Genomic DNA, 19110 nt, shown 5'->3' with positions numbered 1-19110 from the left:
TTCAGGCTCGCATCATGAATGCAATCACCGAAATCGCGCCGCTGTTCGAGATGCGCGGCATCTGCAAGAACTTCCCCGGGGTGAAGGCGCTGGACGATGTGTCGTTCGCCATCTACCCCGGCGAGGTGCACATGCTGCTGGGCGAGAACGGCGCCGGCAAATCGTCGCTGATGAAGGTGCTGTGCGGCGTCTACGTGGCCGATGCCGGCGAGTTCTATCACGACGGCAGCCCGGTGGCGATCACCAGCCCGGCCGACACCATGCGCCTGGGCATCGCGGTGATTTTCCAGGAGTTCTCGCTGGTGCCCTACCTGGACATCGCGCAGAACATCTTCCTGGGCCGCGAGCCGCGCGGGCGCATTCCCGGCTCCGTCGATGCCGCCAGGATGCACGCCGAAGCGCGCCGCATCCTCGATATCCTGGGCATGGAGGTGAGCACCCGCACGCCGGTGCATGCGCTGGGCGTGGCCCAGCAGCAGATGGTGGAGATCGCCAAGGCGCTGTCGCAGAACGCGCGCATCCTGGTGCTGGATGAGCCCACCGCGGCGCTGTCCGACCGCGAGACGGAGAAGCTGTTCGCCGTGATCGCGCGGCTCAAGGCCGATGGCGTGTCGATGATCTATATCTCGCACCGCATGGCGGAGGTCTTCGCGCTGGGCGACCGCATCACCATCTTGCGCGACGGCCGCAAGGTAGGCGCCTGCCTGCCCGGCGACGCGACCCCGGACGAGCTGGTGGCGCGCATGGTCGGGCGCAAGGTCGACATGAGCTACAGCCGCGAGCGCAGCGCGCAACTGGGCGAAGTGGCGCTGGATGTGCGCAACGTCAGCGCGGACAGCGGCATCGCGGATATCAACCTGCAGGTGCGCGCCGGCGAGATCGTGGGGCTGGCCGGGCTGGTGGGCTCGGGCCGCAGCGAGGTGGCGCGCGCCGTGTTTGGCGCGGACCCGATCCGGCAGGGCGAAATCCACATCTCTGGCAAGCGTCTCACCGGCGGCCCGGACCGCGCTCGTGAACTGGGTGCCGCGCTGATTCCGGAAAGCCGCAAATCGGAGGGGCTGGCGCTGATCCGCACGGTGCGCGACAACCTGCTGCTGGCCGGCTTGCAGCGTGCCTTTCCCGCGCGCTGGTATCGCGCGGACAAGGCCGAGGCGCTGGCCGAGCGCGAGATCGCGCGGCTGCGCATTGCCACGCCCGACGGCAACCAGCTGGCGCAGTTCCTCTCCGGCGGCAACCAGCAAAAGATCGTGATCGGCAAATGGCTGGTCGCCGAAGCGAAGCTGTTTATCTTCGACGAGCCCACGCGCGGCATCGACGTAGGCGCCAAGGCCGAGATCTTTGCCCTGATCGACAGCCTGGTGAAGCAGGGCGCCGGCGTGCTGCTGATCAGCTCCGAACTGCCGGAGATCATCAATGTCTGCGACCGCACCTATGTCATGCGCGGCGGGCGCATCGCCGGCGAAGTCGCCCATGGCGAGATGACCGAAGAACGCATTCTGCAACTGGGGATGAATGATGCTTGATACCAACGCACTACCGCGGCCGCTCGGCCTGTCCATCGGCAAGGTGCCCGGATCGGTCTGGGTGCTGCTGCTGCTTTCGCTGGGCTTCAGTGTGACGGGCTCGGGCTTCCTGAGCGTGGAGAACCTGCTGAACATCGGCACGCAATCCACCATCCTGCTGCTGATCGCCTTGCCGATGACGCTGATCATCATGACCGAAGGGCTGGACCTGTCGATGGGCGCCGTGCTGACGCTGTGCGGCGTGGTGCTGGCGATGGTGATGGTGGCCACGGAATCGCTGCCCCTGGCCTTGGGCGCGGCGCTGCTTACCGGGCTGGCGTTCGGCCTGCTCAACGGTGCGCTGGTGTCGTGGCTGGAGATCCCGCCGTTCGTGGCCACGCTCGGCACGCTGGGCGCCGCGCAGGGGCTGGCGCTGGTGGCCACCGATGGCCAGAGCGTGACCGGCATCGGCGACACGATTCCGCTGATCTACGCCGGGCAACTGCTGGGCGTGCCGCTCCCGGTCTGGATCGCGGTGGTGTTCTACGGCCTGTTCCACTGGCTGCTCTACCACACCCGCTTTGGCGCCTATGTGTTCGCGCTGGGCGGCAACCGCGAGGCGCTCAAGTTCTCCGGCGTGCGCATCAATGTCTATCTGATCGCCGTCTATGCGCTGGGCGGGCTGATGGCGGGCGTGGCCGCGCTGCTGCTCACGGCGCGCATGAATGCCGGGCACCCCACGGCGGCCATCGGGCTGGAGTTCGACGCCATCGCCGCGGTGGCGGTGGGCGGCACCACCTTCGACCGCGGCAACGGCTGGCTGCCCGGCACGGTGCTGGGGGTGCTGGCGGTGGGCGTGCTGCGCAACGGGCTCAACCTGGTGGGCGTGCAGTCGTCGGTGCAGGTGGCGGCCATCGGGCTGCTGGTGCTGGTGGTGCTGCTGATCGAATCGTTCAAGGGGAAAGCATGAACACGGCGACTCTGTTCCCGCCACTCTCGGCGGATGCCCGCTCGTTTGCCTACCGGCTGTTCGCGCTCGGCCTGCTGTGCCTGCTGCTGGCGGTGGCATCCGATGCGTTCCTGACGCTGGGCAACATCCTCAACGTGCTGCGCCAGGCCAGCCTGCTGTTCCTGCTGGCGTCAGGCGTGACGCTGGTGATCCTGACCGGCGGGCTGGACTTGTCGGTGGGCGCCAACGTGGCCATGTCGGCTTGCGTGGCGGCCACCGTGATGAAGGCCACCGGCTCCACCATGCTCGGCGTGGGGGCGGGGCTGGGCACCGGCGCCCTGATCGGGCTGGCCAACGGCCTGCTGGTGGCCATGCTGCGCATCCCGCCATTCATTGCCACCTACGGCATGTTGTGGGTGCTGCACGGCGTCACCTACTGGTTCATGGCGGGCGAGACCATCCACGGCTTTCCACCAGCGTTTCGGGCGATCGGCAGCGGCTACCTGTGGGGCGTGCCCATTCCTGTCTACCTGATGCTGGCGTTCCTGGTGGCGGGCACCGCCATGTCGCAGAAGACCACCTATGGCCAGGAGATCTACGCCATCGGCGCCAATCCCGTCGCGGCCCGGCTCTCCGGCGTGCCCGTCAAGCGGCGGCTGGTGCTGGTGTACCTGGTGAGCGGCGCCATGGCCGGCATCGCCAGCCTGGTGTTCCTGGCGCGGCTCAACTCGGCCGAGGGCGACATTGGCGAGGCGCTGACGCTGCCCGCCATCGCCGCGGTGCTGATCGGCGGCACCTCGCTGTTCGGCGGCGTGGGCCGGGTATCCGGCACGCTGGTCGGCGCCATCATCCTCACGCTGGTGCTCAACGGCATGAACCTGCTCACCGTCAGCGCCAACTGGCAACCGCTGGTGACGGGCGTGATCGTGGTGCTGGCGGTATTCCTGGATACGCTGTCGCGCAAGCGGCTGGGCGTGAGGTCTTAGCTCGACGTCGTCAAACAAGGCCGTCAAACAAGGTCGTCAATCGAGGTGGCAGCTTTTCATCAAAGACAAAGGAGACAACATGAACGTACGTAACCTGAAGAATTTGGCCGGCCTGCTGGCCCTCGGCATCCTGGCCGCACCGGCCCACGCGGACGGTGAACGCATCGCGGTGTTCACCAAGAACCAGACCAACCCGTTTTTCCAGGTCGTGCGCCAGGGCGCGGACGCCGCGGCCAAGAGCATGAACGCGCGCGTCACCCACTACATCCCCACCAAGCCGGACAGCATCCCGGAGCAGATGAGCCAGATCGAGGACGTGATCGTCAAGAAGGCCGACGCCATCGTCTTCGTCCCGGTGGACTACAAGGCCATGGGGCCGGGCGTGAAGAAGATCAACGCGGCCAACATCCCGGTGGTCAACGTGACCGACAAGAGCGACGTGGGCAACTTTGTCTCCTTCGTCGGCGCCAGCGACTACGACCTGGGGCTGAAGACCGCCACGCACCTGTTCAAGGCCATGGGCGGCAAGGGCAATGTGGTGTTGCTGGAAGGCATCAAGGGCTCGCTGACCAATATCGACCGCGTCAAAGGCATGCACGACGCGCTCAAGGCCTTCCCCGGCATCAAGCTGGTGGCCTCGCAGCCGGCCAACTACCAGCGCCTGCAGGCCCTGCAGGTGATGGAAAACCTGATGCAGTCGTACCCGCAGATCGACGGTATCTTTGCCGCCAACGACGCCATGGCCATCGGCGCGATCGAGGCGCTGCAGGGCGCCAACCGCAAGGCGCTGGTGTCCGGCATCAACGGCACGCAGGAGGCCATCGACGCGATCAAGGCCGGCACCATGCTCGCCACCGGTGACTACAATGGATTTGCCCAGGGTTGCCTGGGCATGACCGCCGCCATCCGCAAGCTGCGCGGCATGCCGGTCACGCAGAGCATCGTGCTGCCGGCCACGGTGGTGGACAAGACCAACTACCAGTCGATCGACATCCCGGTGAGCAAGCGTGCCTGCCCGCGTTGGGAAGATGCCACCAAGGCCTGATCCTGATGTCCGCAAGAGCGTCCGCAAGAGCATCCACAATACCGCCCGCGGGAACAACCACAAGAGAACACCCATCATGCGCAACCTAGACGAAGAGACCATCACACAGGCCGTGCTGGCGCGGCATGCCGACATGCCCAACGGGCGGCTGAAGGAGATCATGACCAGCCTGGTCCAGCATCTCCACGCCTTTGCCCGCGAAGTGCATCTCACCGAGGCCGAATGGGCCGAAGGCATCAAGTTCCTGACCGAGGTCGGCCACACCTGCACCGGCAGCCGGCAGGAGTTCATCCTGCTGTCCGACACGCTCGGCCTGTCCACGCTGGTCACCGCGCAGAACCACAAGAAGCCGCGCGGCTGCACCGAGGCCACGGTGTTCGGGCCGTTTTACGTGGACGACGCGCCAGAGTACGAACTGGGCGCCGACGTAGCCAACGGCATGACCGGCGAGCCCTGCTATGTCAGCGGCAAGGTCAAGAGCGTGACGGGCGAGGCGGTGCCGAACGCGCGGCTGGAAGTTTGGCAGGCGGATTCGGAGGGCTTCTACGATGTGCAGCAGGCGGGCCTTGATGGCCACCAAGGCCGCGGCACGCTGAAAGCCGACGAGAATGGCGGCTTTCACTTCAAGTCGATCGTTGCCGAGTGCTACCCGATTCCGCACGATGGCCCGGTGGGCCGCATGCTCGAGGCCATGGGGCGCCATCCGTGGCGTCCCGCGCACCTGCACTTCATGATCTCGGCGCCGGGGTTCGAGACGCTCATCACCCATGTGTTCCGCGAGGGCGGCGAATACCTGGATTCCGACGCGGTCTTCGGCGTGCGCAGCTCGCTGATCGGGGACTGGGTGCGCAACGAAGCCGGCCCCGCCCCGGACGGCACGTCATCGGCCACGCCGTTTTACACGCTGGATTTCGATTTCATTCTCAACCCGGCACCGGCAGTGCCGGCGCCATCCCGGAGGTAGGCCTCATGCTGTTCGTATTCCATCTTCTCGACAAGCCCGGCACCGGCGAACTGCGCGCCCGCGTGCGCCCGGAGCACAAGATCTATCTCGGCGCCAAGGCCGACAGCATCGCCTTCGCGGGCCCGCTGCTGGCGCAGGACGGCACCACCATGGCCGGCAGCCTGCTGGTGATCGATTTTCCGTCGCTTGCCGAGGCCAAGGCGTGGCTGGCGGGCGAGCCCTTTACGCAGGCCGGCGTCTATGGGCAATCGACCGTGCATGGCTTTAGCAACCTGTGGCCGCAGAAGGTTGGTTTCCCGCCGGCCTGACGTTGGCTGCGCATCAAGAACATCAGGAACATCAGCCAAGATCCGCCAAGATCGGCAAAGGGAGAAATCGTGTCCATCGTCAAACACATCGTGATGTGGAACCTGCGCGGAGAAACCGACGTCGACAAGCAGGACGCCGTGGCGCGGCTCAAGCTTGCGTTCGAAGGGCTTCGGGGCCGTATCCCCGGAATGCGCCACCTGGAAGTCGGCGTGGACTCGAGCAAGGTCAACTACGCCTGCGACGTGGTCCTGTACTCCGAGTTCGAATCGCAAAAGGCGCTGGAGGGGTACGCCACCCACCCGGAGCACCTGCGGGTGAAGGAGGAACTGGGTGACTTGCGCATTGCACGGCACCAGGTGGACTACGAGCCGTCGGCGTGAATGTCCGGCGGCTGCGGGCAGCTTTGCCGCGTCCATGCGAAAATCTACCCCGGCCTGCGCCGATACCGGCAGGCCGATGGGATGAACGCCGGATGCCCGGCCGTTCAAAACGATAATTCGCGCGCGCCAGACAGTTCTCCCCGGACCCGTCTCTCGCGACGCCAAGTGGAGACAGGACATTCCTATGGGCATCACAGAACTTCTGGCGCAGCCGATCGGCAACCTCGCGGACTGCGTCCGCCTGCACGCCGCCGAGCGGCCCGGACATGTCGCGGTCGTCGACAGCCGCGGCTCGCTTACCTATGCCGAATTCGACGCGCTGGCCGACCGCGTTGCCAGCGCCTTGCAACGCGACGGCCTGCAGCCCGGCGCCTCGCTCGCCATCTGCGCGGCAGCGTCCATCGAATACGCCGCTATCCTGATCGGCGGCCTGCGCGCCGGCGTTGCCCTGGTGCCGCTCGCCCCGTCCTCCACGCCGGCAAGCCTGGCTGGCATGGTCGAAGACTCCGACGCCCGGGTGCTCTTTGTCGACGCGGACGTCCTGCGCGAGATCGCGCCGGTGAAGGACAACATCCAGGCCCGCCTCATCGGTTTGGCCGACGCCCCCGCCGGCCTCGCGTTCGAAGCCTGGCTGGCCCCGCACGGCAGCCGCCCGCAAGCGCATTCCATCGCGCCGCAACAGGTGTTCAACATCATCTACTCCTCGGGCACGACCGGCACGCCCAAGGGCATCGTGCACGCCCACGCCCTGCGCTGGAACCAGATCCGCCGTGTCCAGGAATCCGGCGGCTACGGCCCCGACGCCGTCACGCTGATCTCCACGCCGCTGTACTCCAACACCACGCTGGTGAGCTTCATCCCCACGCTGGCGCTCGGCGGCACCGCCGTGCTGATGCCTAAGTTCGACGCGCAGCGCTATCTGCAACTGGCCGCGCAGCACCGCGTCACGCACAGCATGCTGGTGCCGGTGCAATACCAGCGCCTGATGGCGCGCGCGGACTTCGGTGACTACGACCTGTCGTCGTACCGGATGAAGTTCTCCACCAGCGCGCCGCTTTCCGCCGCGCTGAAGGCAGAGATCCTCAAGCGCTGGCCCGGCGGCCTGGTCGAGTACTACGGCATGACCGAAGGCGGCGGCAGCTGCGTGCTGGCCGCGCACGAGTTCCCCAACAAGCTCCACACCGTGGGCAAGCCCATGGAAGGCCATGACATCCGCCTGATCGACGACGACGGCCATGAAGTGCCCGTGGGCGAGATCGGCGAAGTCGTCGGCCATTCCAACGCCATCATGGCCGGCTACCACAAGCAACCGGAGAAGACGAGCGCGGCCGAATGGCGCGACGCCACCGGCAAGCTCTTTATCCGCACCGGCGACGTTGGCCGCTTCGACGAAGACGGCTTCCTCACGCTGATGGACCGCAAGAAGGACATGATCATCAGCGGCGGATTCAACATCTATCCCAGCGATCTCGAAGGGATCCTGCAGCAGCATCCGGACGTGCTGGATTGCGCGGTGGTTGGCGTGCCCTCGCAGCGATGGGGCGAAACGCCGGTGGCATTTGTGGTTCGGCGCGATGGTGCCACGGTGTCTGATGACGCCTTGATGGCCTGGACCAACGAGCAGGTTGGCAAGACGCAGCGGCTCGCCGTGCTGGAACTGGTGGATGTGCTGCCGCGCAGTGCGATCGGGAAGGTGCTCAAGCGGGAACTGCGGGACGGGTTCCGGCCCGGACGGCCGCTGGATTGACGCAAGCGGGCGGGGGCGCGCCCCCGTCGCCAGCGATTGCGCTACTTTTTCCGTGCGCCTTGCCCTGGCCTTTTCACGTCGCCAGCCTGCGGCCACAACGGCGAGCTCACCGAGAAATCCGCCTCGTCCATCGTGATCGCCTTCAGCGACCGGACCACGGCACGCGTGTCCCCCGTGCGCCACTGGAAATAGTAGGACAGGTTGTGCGGCGCCGGCGTGCTCGTCAGCTCCGCCAGCTTGCCGGCGCGCACAAACGGCTCCACATAGGACTGCGGGAACAGGCTGATCCCCACGCCCGCCATCACCATGGCAATCAGGGCCGACAGGCTGTTGCAGACCAGCGCCCTGGGAATCTCCAGCCTCTGCGCCGCCGCCCATTTCTCGAAGGCCTGCGTCAGGCCCGCTTGCGCGCTGAGCATGATCACAGGGTGCTCGGTGAAGTGCCGGGGCGTGAGGACAGTGCCGCAAGCCAGCCGCTGCGGCGCCGCCATCCACTTGTACGCCAGCTCGCCGACCTTCTCCTGTGACAGGTTGGGCGAGGTGCAGGGGCCGGGGATGATCGCGAAATCCAGCTCGCCGCGCTCCAGCTTGCGCTCCAGCTTGAGCGTCAGGTCCACCTGCGGCTCCAGCACCAGGTTCGGGTGCAGCTGGCGCACCCGCGCGACCAGGCTGGGAAACCACGTGGACGCCACCAGCTCGCTGATGCCGAAGCGGCAGCTCCCGCGCAGCGCGCTTGCCATGTCCAGGTCCGCGCGGATGCGGCTTTCGATGTCGAGGATCTGGGCGGCATGCTCAAGCAGGCGCTCGCCCGCGTCGGTGATCACCGAGCGTTGCCCGGTGCGGTCGAACAAGGCCTTTCCCAGATCGTCTTCCAGCTCGGCGATGCGCTTTGACAGCGATGACTGCGTGACATGCAGGCGCGCGGCGGCGACGGAAAAGCTGCCGAGTTTCGCGGCCCAGTAGAACGCTTCGAGTTGCTTGAGTGTCATGGCGATGCCTTGGCCTGGCGCTGCCTTTGCTGCCCGGCCCGCGTGCGGTCATTCCAAAATCTCACCGGGGGACGTGAGGATTTGTCGCTTTCTTCCCGCGCGGGAGGTACGTATCGTCTGGCCATTGTCAATATCGGCTGGGAGAGGGAAAGATCATGCGGCACGGGCTCAAGGCATGCAAGGCATGCAAGGCGGATTACGCAATCCACACGCTGGGCGCGATGCTTTTGTTCGCAACGGGCATGGCGGCGACTCCGGCCAGGGCGCAATGGCCCAGCGATCATCCCATCCAGGTCTATGTCGGGTTTGCCGCCGGCGGCGGCACCGATACCATGGCGCGCACGATGGCGCCGTTCATCCAGCGCTACCTTGGCGCAAACGCCAGCCTGGTGGTGCAGAACAAGCCTGGCGCCGCCAGCGAGATCTCCAACCTCAGCCTGATGCGCTCGGCGCCGGACGGCTACACCATTGGCGTGGTCAACCTGCCGGCCATGGCGTTCTCGCCGCTGTACCGCAAGACCAGCTTCGATCCGGCCGCGCTGCGGCTGGTCGCCCGGGTGCTGAGCGACCCGACCATCCTGGTGACGCGCAAGGATAGCCCGTACAACAACCTGAAGGACGTGGTGGCGGCGTTGAAGAAGACGCCGGCGTCGCTGTCGTTCGGCCACAACGGGGTCGGGACGAACGGGCACCTGGCGCTACTGCAATTGCAGAACGTGGCGGGCGTCAAGGTCACCGACGTCCCCTATAACGGGACGGCGCAATCCAAGACGGCTCTGTTTGGCGGGCATATCGATTTTGCGGCGGTCACCACGGGCGAACTGCAGGATGCGAGCAAGGAGGCCGTGCCGCTGAAGATCATCGCGCAGATGGGGGAGAAGCGAGCCGCTTCGCTGCCCGATGTGCCCACGGCCCGGGAGCAAGGCTTTGACGACGTGATGCCGGCCGAGCGGGGGATTGCGGTGCCCGCGGGCGTGCCGCCAGCCATCGTGGAGAAGCTGCGCGCGGCCATCCGAGCGACCCTCAAGGATCCGGAATACCTGAAAAAGGCCGGCAACGATGCGCCGGTGCTGGCCTACCTGCCGGGAGACGACTGGGCCCGGGAAATCGCCGCGCGCAAGCCCATGATGCGCAAGCTGGCCGACAGCATGCCCAAGGAGTGACCAGCCCCATGACTTCCCACCCATCCTCGCGATCCTAAGTCCATGCCACGCATTGCCCCGCCTCAAAAGACCGCATCCCTGCGCACCCTGCTGCAACGGGAATCGTTCGTCGTGGCGCCTGCCGTCCACGATATCTTCAGCCTGCGCCTGGTGGAGCAGGCGGGCTACCAGGGCGCCTGCATCAGCGGCGCCATGCTGTCGTACAGCCTGCTGGGTGTGCCGGACATCGGCCTGCTCACGCTGACGGAATGCGTGGAGCACTGCCGGCGGCTGACCCGCGCCTCATCCATTCCCATCACCGCCGATGCGGACGCCGGCTATGGCAACCCGCGCGGCGTCCACTACGCCGTGGAACTGTTCGAGGAAGCCGGCGCTGCCGGCCTGAACATCGAGGACCAGGTGGTACCAAGGCGCTGGGGCTCGGCGGCGGCCAAGGACGTGGTGCCGCTTGGCGAGATGCTCGCCAAGATCGACGCCGCGCAGCGCGCCAGGCGCGACAGCAACTTCATGATCATTGCCCGCACGGACGCATTTGCCTGCGAAACCACCGAGCAGGTCATCCTCCGGGCAAGGGCGTATCAGGCGGCGGGCGCCGATATGCTGCTGCCCATTGCGCCGCGCACCGAGGACGATATCGCCCGGCTGGTGCGCGCGCTGGATATCCCGGTGACGCTGAGCGCCGGGACCGGGCTGGCGCCAAGCCCGTCGGCCGCGAATGTGCCGCTGGAGCGGCTGCGCGAACTGGGGGTTCGCCGGGTTAGCCTGACCACGTTGTTGCCGGGCGCGGCGGTAGCCGGGATGCGGCGCAGCCTGGATGCCGTGCGCGGGGCGGGCAGCGATGACGGGACGGCGGCAGCGGGGGCGGCGAGCCTGAGGGCGCTGTTTGATGTGGCGGAGCAGATGGCTTTCGAGGATGCCCTGCTGCATTGACTGGAGACTGGCAATAGCGGGTTGACTGGGTTGGTTGGGTTGATATGCCCGCCAGGCCGTCTGCCTCCTGAGGCCGGCCTCGCCAACGATCCGGGGCGCCCTCCGAATCGACCGGGTCCGCGACGACGGTCGACCCAAGGCGCACACCCGGGGCAATCCACGTTTCTACCAGTCTCCATAGGCCGATACGATGCCACGCAGCAGCGCGTCGCGTTCTGCGCCAAGGTGGGCGCCGCTCGCGTCGCCCGCGGCATCCTTGCCGACAGCGGTATGCACCACCACCAGGTTCAATGCGGGATCTACGAAGATGGCCTGCCCGTAGACGCCCAGAAGGGCAAAGCGGCGGTGGCTGCCGGGCAGGATCCAGGTCTGCAGGCCATAACCGTAGTAGGTGCTGCCGTGGTACTGCATGTGGCCCGGCCGAAATGCTTCGGGTTGCCGTGTTGCATCCGTCATCGCGAGCAGGTGGTCGCGTGATACCACGGCGGTGCCCCTCACCAGTCCGTCGGCTGCCATCATCAGGCCCAGGCGGGCGTAGTCGTGCAGCGTGGCATTGAAGGCACCTTGCGCGAACACGTCCTGGTCGGCCGGATTCACCAGCCAGGTCGCCTGCGCTTGGGCGCCGATCGGCTTCCACAGCTTCTCATCGACGTAATCACAGAGCGTGCGGCGCGTGGCGCCGCGCAACACCAGCCCCAGGATTTGAGTCTGGGCCCCGGCATAGTTGAAGCGCTGTCCTTCGGGATCGCTGCGCGCCGTGATCAGCCGGGCGGCCTGGGCAACGCCAGCCCGGCGCACGGCATTGTTGAACCTGGCCCGGTCGTCGTGCTCCGAGTAGTCCTCGACAAACCGGGCGCCCGAGGACATGCGCATCAGATTCACGATTCGGGTCTGTCCGTACAGCGTGTCCTTGAGTTGGGGCGCGTAGGTCTCGGCGGTGTCATCGAGCGAGCGGATAAAGCCCTCTTCCTGCGCCTTGACGATCGCCAGCGCGGTAATCGTCTTGGCCATCGAGTTGGAGAGCATCCGCATGTCGGCGCTGCGCATGTAGTTGTAGCGTTCCGCGACAATCTCGCCGTCCTTCACAACCAGAAGTCCGGTCGCGCGCTGTCGCTGCATGTAGTCGTCCAGTGTCAGCTCGCGGCCATGAAAGCGGTAATGAAACGGTGTCTCGATGGCGGCCTTCTTCAGCGCAAGCGGATCGTTTGCCGGAGCGAGCGCACAGGACGGATTGAAGCTGTCCATTGCGCTGAACGAACCGACGAGATAGGGCTCCGTGTAGGCTTGCTTCAGGCTGCGAGCCGGTGGATAGCCCTCGGCCTTGCCCAGGGATGCTTCGTCGGGGGCGGTAGCGTTTGCGTTGACGGCGAGCAATGCAATCAGAGGGAAGCAGAGAAAGAAGGGCAGGCGAGCGATCGTCATCATGGCAGGAAGTCATTGCGATGGCAGCATATTCTCATGCCACCGATGCAGCACGGCGCCGCTAACTCTTGTCAGGTTCCATAGCTCGGCGTCCCCACCGCTTCACCCTTGCGCGCATCCGTGGTACTGTATAAACATACAGTATCAGGAAATTTCGTGTCAGTCCCCCCGGCTGAGCCGCACGCATCACATGACCGCCGAACTCTTCCCCATATCGCCCGATACGTCGGGCGATTCGCCTTTGGCGCAGCCGCCCGTGGCCGACCGGCAGGGGGCGCTGGACGCGCTGGAGCAACGCTATCCCGGCCTGTGGCGGGCGGGGCAGCTTGGCCATCTGGGCCGGGCGGGCAGCGTGCCGGCCTTGCCGACCGGCCATGACGCGCTCTCGGCCGAGTTGCCGGGCGGTGGCTGGCCGGTGGGCGCGCTCACAGAGCTGCTGGCCGACCCCGGCGCGGGCGAGTTGCGGCTGCTGCGCCCGGCGTTGCTGGCGCTGGCCGCGGCGCAGCGCCGGGTGGCGCTGATCGGGCCGCCGCACCTGCCCAATGCAACGTGCCTGGCCGAATGGGGTTTGCCGGCGCGCCAGTTGTACTGGGTGCGCCCGCCCGCTGGCGCGAGCCGGGCCGCGGCGCAGGCGGATGTGCTGTGGGCGGCGGAGCAGGTGCTGCGCAGCCAGGCCTTTGGCGGGGTGATGGTGTGGCTGCCCACGGCGCGTCCCGAGGCGCTGCGGCGCTTGCAGGTGCTGGCGCAGGCGGGAGACGCCGTGGTGTGGGCGTGCCGGCCGGCCAGCGTGCTGCGCGAGTCGTCGCCGGCGGTGCTGCGGCTGCTGTTGTCGCCGGCGCCGGGCAATGCCGTGTCGGTCACGTTCCACAAGCGGCGCGGCCCGGTGCGCGATACACCGCTGGTGCTGTCGCTGGGCGAGATGATGGCGGTCCCCGCCATGGCCACGCCGCCTGCGGCGCTGCAGGCCCCGTCGATGCCGGTCCCCCTGAATGCCCCGGTTTTCCAAGCCGTTGCGGGAGAGCAAGCCCATGTCGTACTGGATCGCGGTGCATCTGCCGCGCCTGTCGCTGGACGCGCTGCAGCCGAACTGGCCTGAGCCCGCCGCGCTCCACGCCTGCGCCGGACTGCTGCACCACAGCGTGCCGGTGGCCGTGATGGAGCGCGAGCGGGTGGTGCTGGCCAACGGCCCGGCGGTGGCGCTGGGCGTGCAGGCGGGGATGCGGCGGGGCGGCGTGCAGGCGTTGTCGGCGCAGGTGGTGCAACTGCAGCGCGAGCCGGCGGCCGAGGCGCAGGTGATGACGGCGCTGGCGCTGGCGCTGCTGCATTTCACGCCGCATGTCACGGTGCATCCCGATGCCGGGGTGGCTACCGTGATGATCGATGCAGGGGCCAGCCTGCGGTTGTTTGGCGGCCATCTAGCGTTGTGCCGGGCGGTGTATGCGCGGGTGCGGCGGCTGGGGGTGTTCCTGCAGCTGGGCTGCGGGCCGACGGCCTTCGGGGCGGCGTGGCTGGCGGCGCAGCCGCTGCGGCGGGATCGCCGGGGCGGGCTGGTGCGTCCGGCGCGGCGCGCGGTGGGGCCGCAGCGCATGGCGCGGCTGCTGGACCGGCTGCCGGTGGGCATGTTGCAAGGGCTGGCGGACGATGGCTGGCTCGATGGCATCGGCTGCCGGACCGTGGGCGAGGTGCGGGGCCTGCCGCGTGCCGGCCTGCGGCGCCGGCTGGGGCCGGACCTGCTGGCGCGGCTGGACCAGGCCTATGGCGAGGTGCCGGTGCGCTTTACGTGGTTCAGCGCGCCTGCCACCTTCTCGCAGCGCATGGAGCTGCCAGGCCGGACCGAATCCGTGCAGGGCGTGATGGCGGGCGCGCAGCGCTTGCTGCTGGCGCTGGCCGGCTGGCTGGCCGTGCAGCAGGCGGGCGTGACGCATCTTGTGCTGCGGCTGGAGCATGAGCGCTACCGGCTGGGTGCCCAGACGCAGGCAACGCCGGTGACGATCAGCCTGGCGCAGCCCAGCCGCGATCCGATGCATTTGTCCAAGCTGTTGCAGGAGCGGCTGGACAAGGTGCAGTTCCACGTGCCGGCGGTGAGCCTGCTGCTGGTGGTGGAATCGGTCCAGGCCTGCGTGCCGCAGAGCGATGCGCTGTTTCCCGAGCCAGGCGGCACGCCGGCGGAGCTGGGCCGCGTGCTCGATACGCTGATGGCGCGCCTGGGCCGGGAGAACGTGCTGCAACCGCAGCCGCTGGCCGACCACCGGCCCGAGCGCGCCAACCGCTGGTGCCCGGTGGACGAGATGCCTGCGCGCGCGCCGCGCGAGCCGGAGCGTGCTCCAGCGGGCATGCCGGAGCGTCCGCTGTGGCTGATGGCGCAACCCGTGGCGCTGACTGTGCAGCGCCATCGGCCTTGCTACGGCGGGCCATTGACGCTGCTCTCGCGGCCGGAGCGCATCGAATCCGGCTGGTGGGACGGCGCGCTGGCCACGCGCGATTACTTCGTTGCGCAACGGGCGGACGGGCTGCGCTGCTGGGTCTATCGCCAGCGCCCCGGGCGTGAGGAAAGCGGCGAGTACCGCTGGTTCCTGCATGGCTTGTTTGCCTGAGCGTTTGCCTGAATCTTTGCCATGTCGAGCCAGCCCGCCAACCCTTCATTCTCCGCTTTGCCGCCGGCGCTTTCCGCGCTGCTGCCGGCGTTGCCCGACTATGTGGAGCTGCATTGCATCTCCAATTTCACCTTCCTGGACGGGGCGTCGCATCCGGTCGAGCTGATCGAGCGCGCGTTTGCGCTTGGCTACCGCGGCCTGGCGCTGACCGACGAATGCTCGGTGGCGGGCACGGCCCGAGCGCACCATGCGCTGAAGGACCTGCGCGAACGCACCCGCGATGCGGCCGAGCGCAGCGCGGCGCGGTTGGCCGCCGGGCTGGGGGAGGATGAGGACGAGGCAGCGGAGGCGCCGGAGGAGGGCGACCACGAAGACGGCGAGCATCAAGGGGATGGCGAATTCCCCGCCGCGCCGGACGCCACCGCCACCGGGAGCGCCGATGAAGCCTTGCAGGCCCGCCTGCGCCGGCATGATCGCCTGCTTGACCTGGCCCGTGCCGCGCAGGATTTCCGCCTGCTGATCGGCAGCCGCTTTACGCTCACCGACCACGCGGGCCGGCCCGTGCTGCGGCTGGTGCTGCTGGCGCAGGACCGCGAAGGCTTCGGCAACCTGAGCGAGTTGATCACGCTGGGCCGCACGCGCGTGCAAAAGGGCACCTACGCGCTGCATCCCGACGACATCGCCGCGCCGCAGCCGGACCAGGCCCACCTGCGCGGCATGCCCGATTGCCTGGCGCTGCTGCTGCCTTCGTATTGCCCGGACCCCGCCGAGCTGCTGCGGCAGGCCCAATGGATGCGGCAGACGTTTGGCGAGCGCGGCTGGATCGCGCTCGAGCAATTGCAGGGCTATGCCGATGCCACGCACCGGCTGCGGCTGGAGCAAGCCGCGGCGCTGACCGGCGTGCCCCTGGCGGCATCCGGCGCGGTGACCATGCATGTGCGCTCGCGCAAGCCGCTGTCGGACGTGCTGAGCGCGATCCGCGTGGGCCAGCCCCTGGCCGAATGCGGCATGGCGCTGGCGCCCAATGCCGAGCAGCACCTGCGCATGCGCCAGCGCTTGTCGCGCCTGTACCCGCGCGAGGCGCTGGCGCAGACGTTGCGGGTTGCCGCCATGTGCGACTTCTCGCTGGCGTCGCTGCGCTACGAGTATCCGGAGGAGCTGGTGCCCCCGGGCGAGACGCCATTCAGCTACCTGCGCCGCGAGGCCATGAAAGGCGTGCTGCGGCGCTTCCCCAAAGGGCTCAAGCCCGAATGGCGCAAGCAACTGGCGGAGGAGCTCGCGCTGATCCGCGAGAAGCAGTACGAGCCGTTCTTTCTCACCGTGCACGACATCGTGCGCTTTGCCCGCGGCCGCGGCATCCTGTGCCAGGGCCGCGGCTCGGCAGCCAATTCGCTGGTCTGCTATTGCCTGTTCATCACCGAGGTCGATCCCGCTGATGCCAACCTGCTGTTCGGCCGTTTTCTCTCGCGCGAGCGCGACGAGCCGCCGGACATCGATGTGGACTTCGAGCACCAGCGGCGCGAAGAAGTCATCCAGTACATCTACGAGAAATACGGCCGCCATCGCGCCGCGCTGGCGGCGTCGCTGATCACCTATCGCTCGCGCAGCGCGCTGCGCGACGTGGGCCGGGCGCTGGGCATCGATGCCAGCGTGATCGAGCAGGTGGTCAAGGGGCAGGCATGGTGGGATGGCGGCAAGACCTTTCTGGAGCGCATTTCGCAGTACGGGCTGGACCCGGACGCGCCGGCGGTGCGGCAGTGGGCCAGCCTGACCGCGCAACTGCGCGGCTTTCCGCGCCATTTGTCGCAGCACGTGGGCGGCTTTGTGATTGCGCGGCACAAGCTGTCGCGGCTGGTGCCGATAGAGAACGCGGCCATGGAAAACCGCAGCGTGATCCAGTGGGACAAGGACGATCTTGAATCGCTGGGCCTGCTGAAGGTGGACGTGCTGGCGCTCGGCATGCTCTCGGCCATCCGCCGCGCGCTGGCGATGATCCCCACGCGCTCGGGCGCGCCGTACCGGATGGAAGACGTGCCCAAGGAAGATCCGAAAACCTACGACATGATCTGCGCGGCAGACACCATCGGCGTGTTCCAGGTGGAGTCGCGTGCGCAGCAGTCGATGCTGCCGCGCCTCTTGCCACGCAAGTATTACGACCTGGTGGTGGAAGTGGCCATCGTGCGGCCCGGCCCGATCCAGGGCGGCATGGTGCATCCCTACCTGAAGCGGCGCGAGCAGGAGCGGCGCACCGGCAAGCCGCCGGCGTACCACAACGACGTCATCGAGAAGGTGCTGGGCCGCACGCTGGGCGTGCCGATCTTCCAGGAGCAGGTGATGCAACTGGCCATCGACGCCGCCGGTTTTACGCCGGGGCAGGCCGACCAGCTACGCCGCTCCATGGCGGCGTGGCGGCGCAAGGGCGACCTGAAACAGCACCAGGATGCGCTGGTCAAGGCGCTCACCCGCAATAAGTACCCGGAGGCTTTTGCGCTAGCCATCTGCAAGCAGATCGAGGGCTTTGGCGAATACGGCTTCCCGGAAAGCCATGCCGCCAGCTTCGCCAAGCTGGTCTATATCAGCGCGTGGATCAAGTGCCACCATCCGGCGGTCTTCCTGTGCGCGCTGCTCAACAGCCAGCCGATGGGGTTCTACTCGGCGTCGCAACTGGTGCAGGATGCGCGCCGGCACCACGTGCGCACGCATCCGGTGGATGTGACGGTGAGCGGCTGGGAAAGCACGCTGGAGCATGCGGCCAGCGGTGTGCCAGCGCGCGCGCGCCAGCGCGCCCAGCCGGCGGTGCGGCTTGGCCTGAACCGCGTGAACGGCATGCGCGAGGCGGCGGCCGGGCGGATCGCGCTGGCCCGCGCCGAGGCGCCGTTCGCCAGCGTGGAAGACCTGGTGCTGCGCGCGCGGCTGGACCGGCACGACATCGATGCGCTGGCCGCGGCCGACGCGCTGGCCAGCCTCGCCGGGCATCGCCGCCAGGCGCGCTGGCAGGCCCGCGCCGCTGCGCTACAGGCCGCGCATCACGACCTGCTCGCCCAGGCGCCGCCGCCCGAGGGCGAGCTATCGCTGCCCGCGCCGCGCCTGGGCGAGGAGGTGGCGGCCGATTACGCCAGCACGGGCCTGTCGCTCAAGTCGCATCCGCTGGCGCTGCTGCGGCCGCGGCTGGCCGCGATGCACTACGCCACGGCGCAGGATTTGTCCCGCTGCGGCAACAACCGGCAGGTGCGTGCCTGCGGCATCGTCACGGTGCGGCAGCGGCCGTCCACGGCCGGCGGCACCATCTTTACGTCGATCGAGGACGAGACCGGCGCCATCAACGTGATCCTGTGGCCGGATCTGATCGAGCGCCAGCGCAAGGAAGTGCTGGGCGCGAAGCTGCTGGGGGTGATCGGCACGTGGCAGCGCCAGGGAGAGGTCAGGCACCTCGTGGCGCAGGAATTGGTGGACCTGAGCCCGCTGCTGGGCCGCCTGACGGTGTCCAGCCGCGATTTTCACTAGGGCGCGATTGGGGTGCAGTCGGGGCGTGACTGCGTGACCGCGCTACTGCGCGGGCGCCTCGTGCCCGAGCGCTTCGCCACGCCGTGCCCGGTTCATCTCCCCCTGCCAGCCGACCGCGCGCAGCAGCGCATAGCCGTGCTCGGTAATGCGCGGGCACCAGCGGTCGGCCGCGCATTCTTGCAGCGACACGAGGCCGCGTTCGAGCAGTGCTTCCAGGTCCACGGGATCGAGTTCCAGTCGATCCTGTACATCGTGGACCAGCAGCAAGGTGGCAAATTCGTGGGGGCTTAACATCGCCATCTCCTGGGGTTGAACATCCTGATCGCGCGGCCCGGCAGGGGCAGAACCGCCTACGGAAAGACAGCGCCAGGTGGCATTGGTTCAGGTGTTTCTTCTGCGCTTTGCCTGCCCGCCGCGCTGCGTTCGCGATCCCTTCGTTGTACGTCGGTTTTGCGTCTGTTTTGTGTCAGCCTGATCTCCGTTCCTTGCTGCACGCGCTGGTTCTACGCCCGTTTAGCGGGCATTCTGCACCCGCATTGTGCCTTTTCGGCCCCGCCCTTGTGCATGCGAAAAAAGCCGTGAAAACGCGCTTCAGTCAACGTTTAGCCAGCCGATACAAGACGCAT

At 67.6% G+C, this 19110-nt stretch carries 16 protein-coding genes; 13 read left to right on the top strand and 3 right to left on the bottom strand.

What is annotated here, in order from left to right:
- The first annotated feature begins 14 nt into the window (after positions 1 to 14).
- The 8 genes from AC1DS3_RS04150 to AC1DS3_RS04115 all read left to right on the top strand — a co-directional run bounded on the left by AC1DS3_RS04150 (position 15) and on the right by AC1DS3_RS04115 (position 7882).
- On the top strand, positions 15 to 1523 hold the full coding sequence (locus AC1DS3_RS04150) for a sugar ABC transporter ATP-binding protein (protein WP_441640088.1): 1509 nt from the start codon (positions 15 to 17) through the stop codon (positions 1521 to 1523).
- Positions 1513 to 2472 carry an ABC transporter permease gene (locus AC1DS3_RS04145; RefSeq protein WP_441640087.1) on the top strand — a complete coding sequence of 320 codons (960 nt, stop codon included), beginning with the start codon at positions 1513 to 1515 and terminating at the stop codon, positions 2470 to 2472. The genes AC1DS3_RS04150 and AC1DS3_RS04145 overlap by 11 nt, the downstream gene beginning before the upstream one ends.
- Complete coding sequence (locus tag AC1DS3_RS04140) at positions 2469 to 3437, top strand: ABC transporter permease (protein WP_174423924.1); 969 nt, start codon at positions 2469 to 2471, stop codon at positions 3435 to 3437. Before AC1DS3_RS04145 ends, AC1DS3_RS04140 begins: the two co-directional genes overlap by 4 nt.
- 79 nt (positions 3438 to 3516) lie before the next feature.
- Positions 3517 to 4482 carry a sugar ABC transporter substrate-binding protein gene (locus AC1DS3_RS04135; protein WP_441640086.1) on the top strand — a complete coding sequence of 322 codons (966 nt, stop codon included), beginning with the start codon at positions 3517 to 3519 and terminating at the stop codon, positions 4480 to 4482.
- A 76-nt stretch (positions 4483 to 4558) separates the two neighbouring features.
- Positions 4559 to 5446, top strand: coding sequence for an intradiol ring-cleavage dioxygenase (locus tag AC1DS3_RS04130; protein WP_441640085.1), 888 nt, complete (start codon positions 4559 to 4561; stop codon positions 5444 to 5446).
- Positions 5447 to 5451: 5 nt separating this feature from the next.
- On the top strand, positions 5452 to 5754 hold the full coding sequence (locus AC1DS3_RS04125) for a YciI family protein (protein ID WP_441640084.1): 303 nt from the start codon (positions 5452 to 5454) through the stop codon (positions 5752 to 5754).
- Positions 5755 to 5823: 69 nt separating this feature from the next.
- Positions 5824 to 6135: a Dabb family protein gene (locus AC1DS3_RS04120; protein ID WP_441640083.1), complete on the top strand. Its 312-nt coding sequence runs from the start codon at positions 5824 to 5826 to the stop codon at positions 6133 to 6135.
- Between the two features lie 184 nt (positions 6136 to 6319).
- Positions 6320 to 7882 carry a class I adenylate-forming enzyme family protein gene (locus AC1DS3_RS04115; RefSeq protein WP_441640082.1) on the top strand — a complete coding sequence of 521 codons (1563 nt, stop codon included), beginning with the start codon at positions 6320 to 6322 and terminating at the stop codon, positions 7880 to 7882.
- Positions 7883 to 7923: 41 nt separating this feature from the next.
- On the opposite strand, the gene AC1DS3_RS04110 is transcribed toward AC1DS3_RS04115, so the two are convergent.
- Positions 7924 to 8871 carry a LysR family transcriptional regulator gene (locus AC1DS3_RS04110; RefSeq protein ID WP_441640081.1) on the bottom strand — a complete coding sequence of 316 codons (948 nt, stop codon included), beginning with the start codon at positions 8869 to 8871 and terminating at the stop codon, positions 7924 to 7926.
- A 242-nt stretch (positions 8872 to 9113) separates the two neighbouring features.
- Between AC1DS3_RS04110 and AC1DS3_RS04105 the strand changes: the two genes are divergently transcribed.
- Both AC1DS3_RS04105 and AC1DS3_RS04100 read left to right on the top strand, forming a co-directional pair.
- Positions 9114 to 10034 (top strand): tripartite tricarboxylate transporter substrate binding protein, encoded by a 921-nt coding sequence (locus AC1DS3_RS04105; protein WP_441640080.1) that lies wholly within the window; start codon positions 9114 to 9116, stop codon positions 10032 to 10034.
- Positions 10035 to 10076: 42 nt separating this feature from the next.
- On the top strand, positions 10077 to 10964 hold the full coding sequence (locus AC1DS3_RS04100) for an isocitrate lyase/PEP mutase family protein (protein ID WP_477126738.1): 888 nt from the start codon (positions 10077 to 10079) through the stop codon (positions 10962 to 10964).
- Positions 10965 to 11129: 165 nt separating this feature from the next.
- On the opposite strand, the gene AC1DS3_RS04095 is transcribed toward AC1DS3_RS04100, so the two are convergent.
- Positions 11130 to 12389 (bottom strand): serine hydrolase domain-containing protein, encoded by a 1260-nt coding sequence (locus tag AC1DS3_RS04095; RefSeq protein ID WP_441640078.1) that lies wholly within the window; start codon positions 12387 to 12389, stop codon positions 11130 to 11132.
- A gap of 187 nt (positions 12390 to 12576) precedes the next feature.
- Here AC1DS3_RS04095 and imuA point away from each other — a divergent pair, with 187 nt between their 5' ends.
- From imuA to AC1DS3_RS04080, 3 genes are read left to right on the top strand one after another with little or no spacing between them, the layout of a single operon-like run.
- A complete protein-coding gene (gene imuA / locus AC1DS3_RS04090) occupies positions 12577 to 13482 on the top strand; it encodes a translesion DNA synthesis-associated protein ImuA (protein WP_441640077.1) in 906 nt (301 codons plus the stop codon).
- Positions 13415 to 14980 (top strand): Y-family DNA polymerase, encoded by a 1566-nt coding sequence (locus tag AC1DS3_RS04085; protein ID WP_441640076.1) that lies wholly within the window; start codon positions 13415 to 13417, stop codon positions 14978 to 14980. Before imuA ends, AC1DS3_RS04085 begins: the two co-directional genes overlap by 68 nt.
- Positions 14981 to 15001: 21 nt before the next feature.
- Positions 15002 to 18484: an error-prone DNA polymerase gene (locus AC1DS3_RS04080; protein ID WP_477109371.1), complete on the top strand. Its 3483-nt coding sequence runs from the start codon at positions 15002 to 15004 to the stop codon at positions 18482 to 18484.
- Positions 18485 to 18526: 42 nt separating this feature from the next.
- Here the strand turns inward: AC1DS3_RS04080 and AC1DS3_RS04075 are convergent, their stop codons facing one another.
- Positions 18527 to 18778 (bottom strand): hypothetical protein, encoded by a 252-nt coding sequence (locus AC1DS3_RS04075; RefSeq protein WP_441640074.1) that lies wholly within the window; start codon positions 18776 to 18778, stop codon positions 18527 to 18529.
- Between the last annotated feature and the right edge of the window lie 332 nt (positions 18779 to 19110).

It is taken from the genome of Cupriavidus sp. 01L46, assembly GCF_056399905.1.
The sequence above is the reverse complement of the archived record's forward strand: the minus strand, read 5'-3'. Positions and strand labels throughout refer to the sequence as shown.

Excerpts from the sequence above, each read along its gene's own strand:
- AC1DS3_RS04085 (WP_441640076.1), top strand. The coding sequence starts at position 13,415 with ATGTCGTACTGGATCGCGGTGCATCTGCCGCGCCTGTCGCTGGACGCG.
- AC1DS3_RS04075 (WP_441640074.1), bottom strand. The coding sequence starts at position 18,778 with ATGTTAAGCCCCCACGAATTTGCCACCTTGCTGCTGGTCCACGATGTA.
- AC1DS3_RS04145 (WP_441640087.1), top strand. The coding sequence starts at position 1,513 with ATGATGCTTGATACCAACGCACTACCGCGGCCGCTCGGCCTGTCCATC.
- AC1DS3_RS04080 (WP_477109371.1), top strand. The coding sequence starts at position 15,002 with ATGTCGAGCCAGCCCGCCAACCCTTCATTCTCCGCTTTGCCGCCGGCG.
- AC1DS3_RS04110 (WP_441640081.1), bottom strand. The coding sequence starts at position 8,871 with ATGACACTCAAGCAACTCGAAGCGTTCTACTGGGCCGCGAAACTCGGC.
- AC1DS3_RS04135 (WP_441640086.1), top strand. The coding sequence starts at position 3,517 with ATGAACGTACGTAACCTGAAGAATTTGGCCGGCCTGCTGGCCCTCGGC.
- AC1DS3_RS04150 (WP_441640088.1), top strand. The coding sequence starts at position 15 with ATGAATGCAATCACCGAAATCGCGCCGCTGTTCGAGATGCGCGGCATC.
- AC1DS3_RS04130 (WP_441640085.1), top strand. The coding sequence starts at position 4,559 with ATGCGCAACCTAGACGAAGAGACCATCACACAGGCCGTGCTGGCGCGG.
- imuA (WP_441640077.1), top strand. The coding sequence starts at position 12,577 with ATGACCGCCGAACTCTTCCCCATATCGCCCGATACGTCGGGCGATTCG.
- AC1DS3_RS04125 (WP_441640084.1), top strand. The coding sequence starts at position 5,452 with ATGCTGTTCGTATTCCATCTTCTCGACAAGCCCGGCACCGGCGAACTG.
- AC1DS3_RS04115 (WP_441640082.1), top strand. The coding sequence starts at position 6,320 with ATGGGCATCACAGAACTTCTGGCGCAGCCGATCGGCAACCTCGCGGAC.
- AC1DS3_RS04100 (WP_477126738.1), top strand. The coding sequence starts at position 10,077 with ATGCCACGCATTGCCCCGCCTCAAAAGACCGCATCCCTGCGCACCCTG.
- AC1DS3_RS04095 (WP_441640078.1), bottom strand. The coding sequence starts at position 12,389 with ATGATGACGATCGCTCGCCTGCCCTTCTTTCTCTGCTTCCCTCTGATT.
- AC1DS3_RS04105 (WP_441640080.1), top strand. The coding sequence starts at position 9,114 with ATGGCGGCGACTCCGGCCAGGGCGCAATGGCCCAGCGATCATCCCATC.
- AC1DS3_RS04140 (WP_174423924.1), top strand. The coding sequence starts at position 2,469 with ATGAACACGGCGACTCTGTTCCCGCCACTCTCGGCGGATGCCCGCTCG.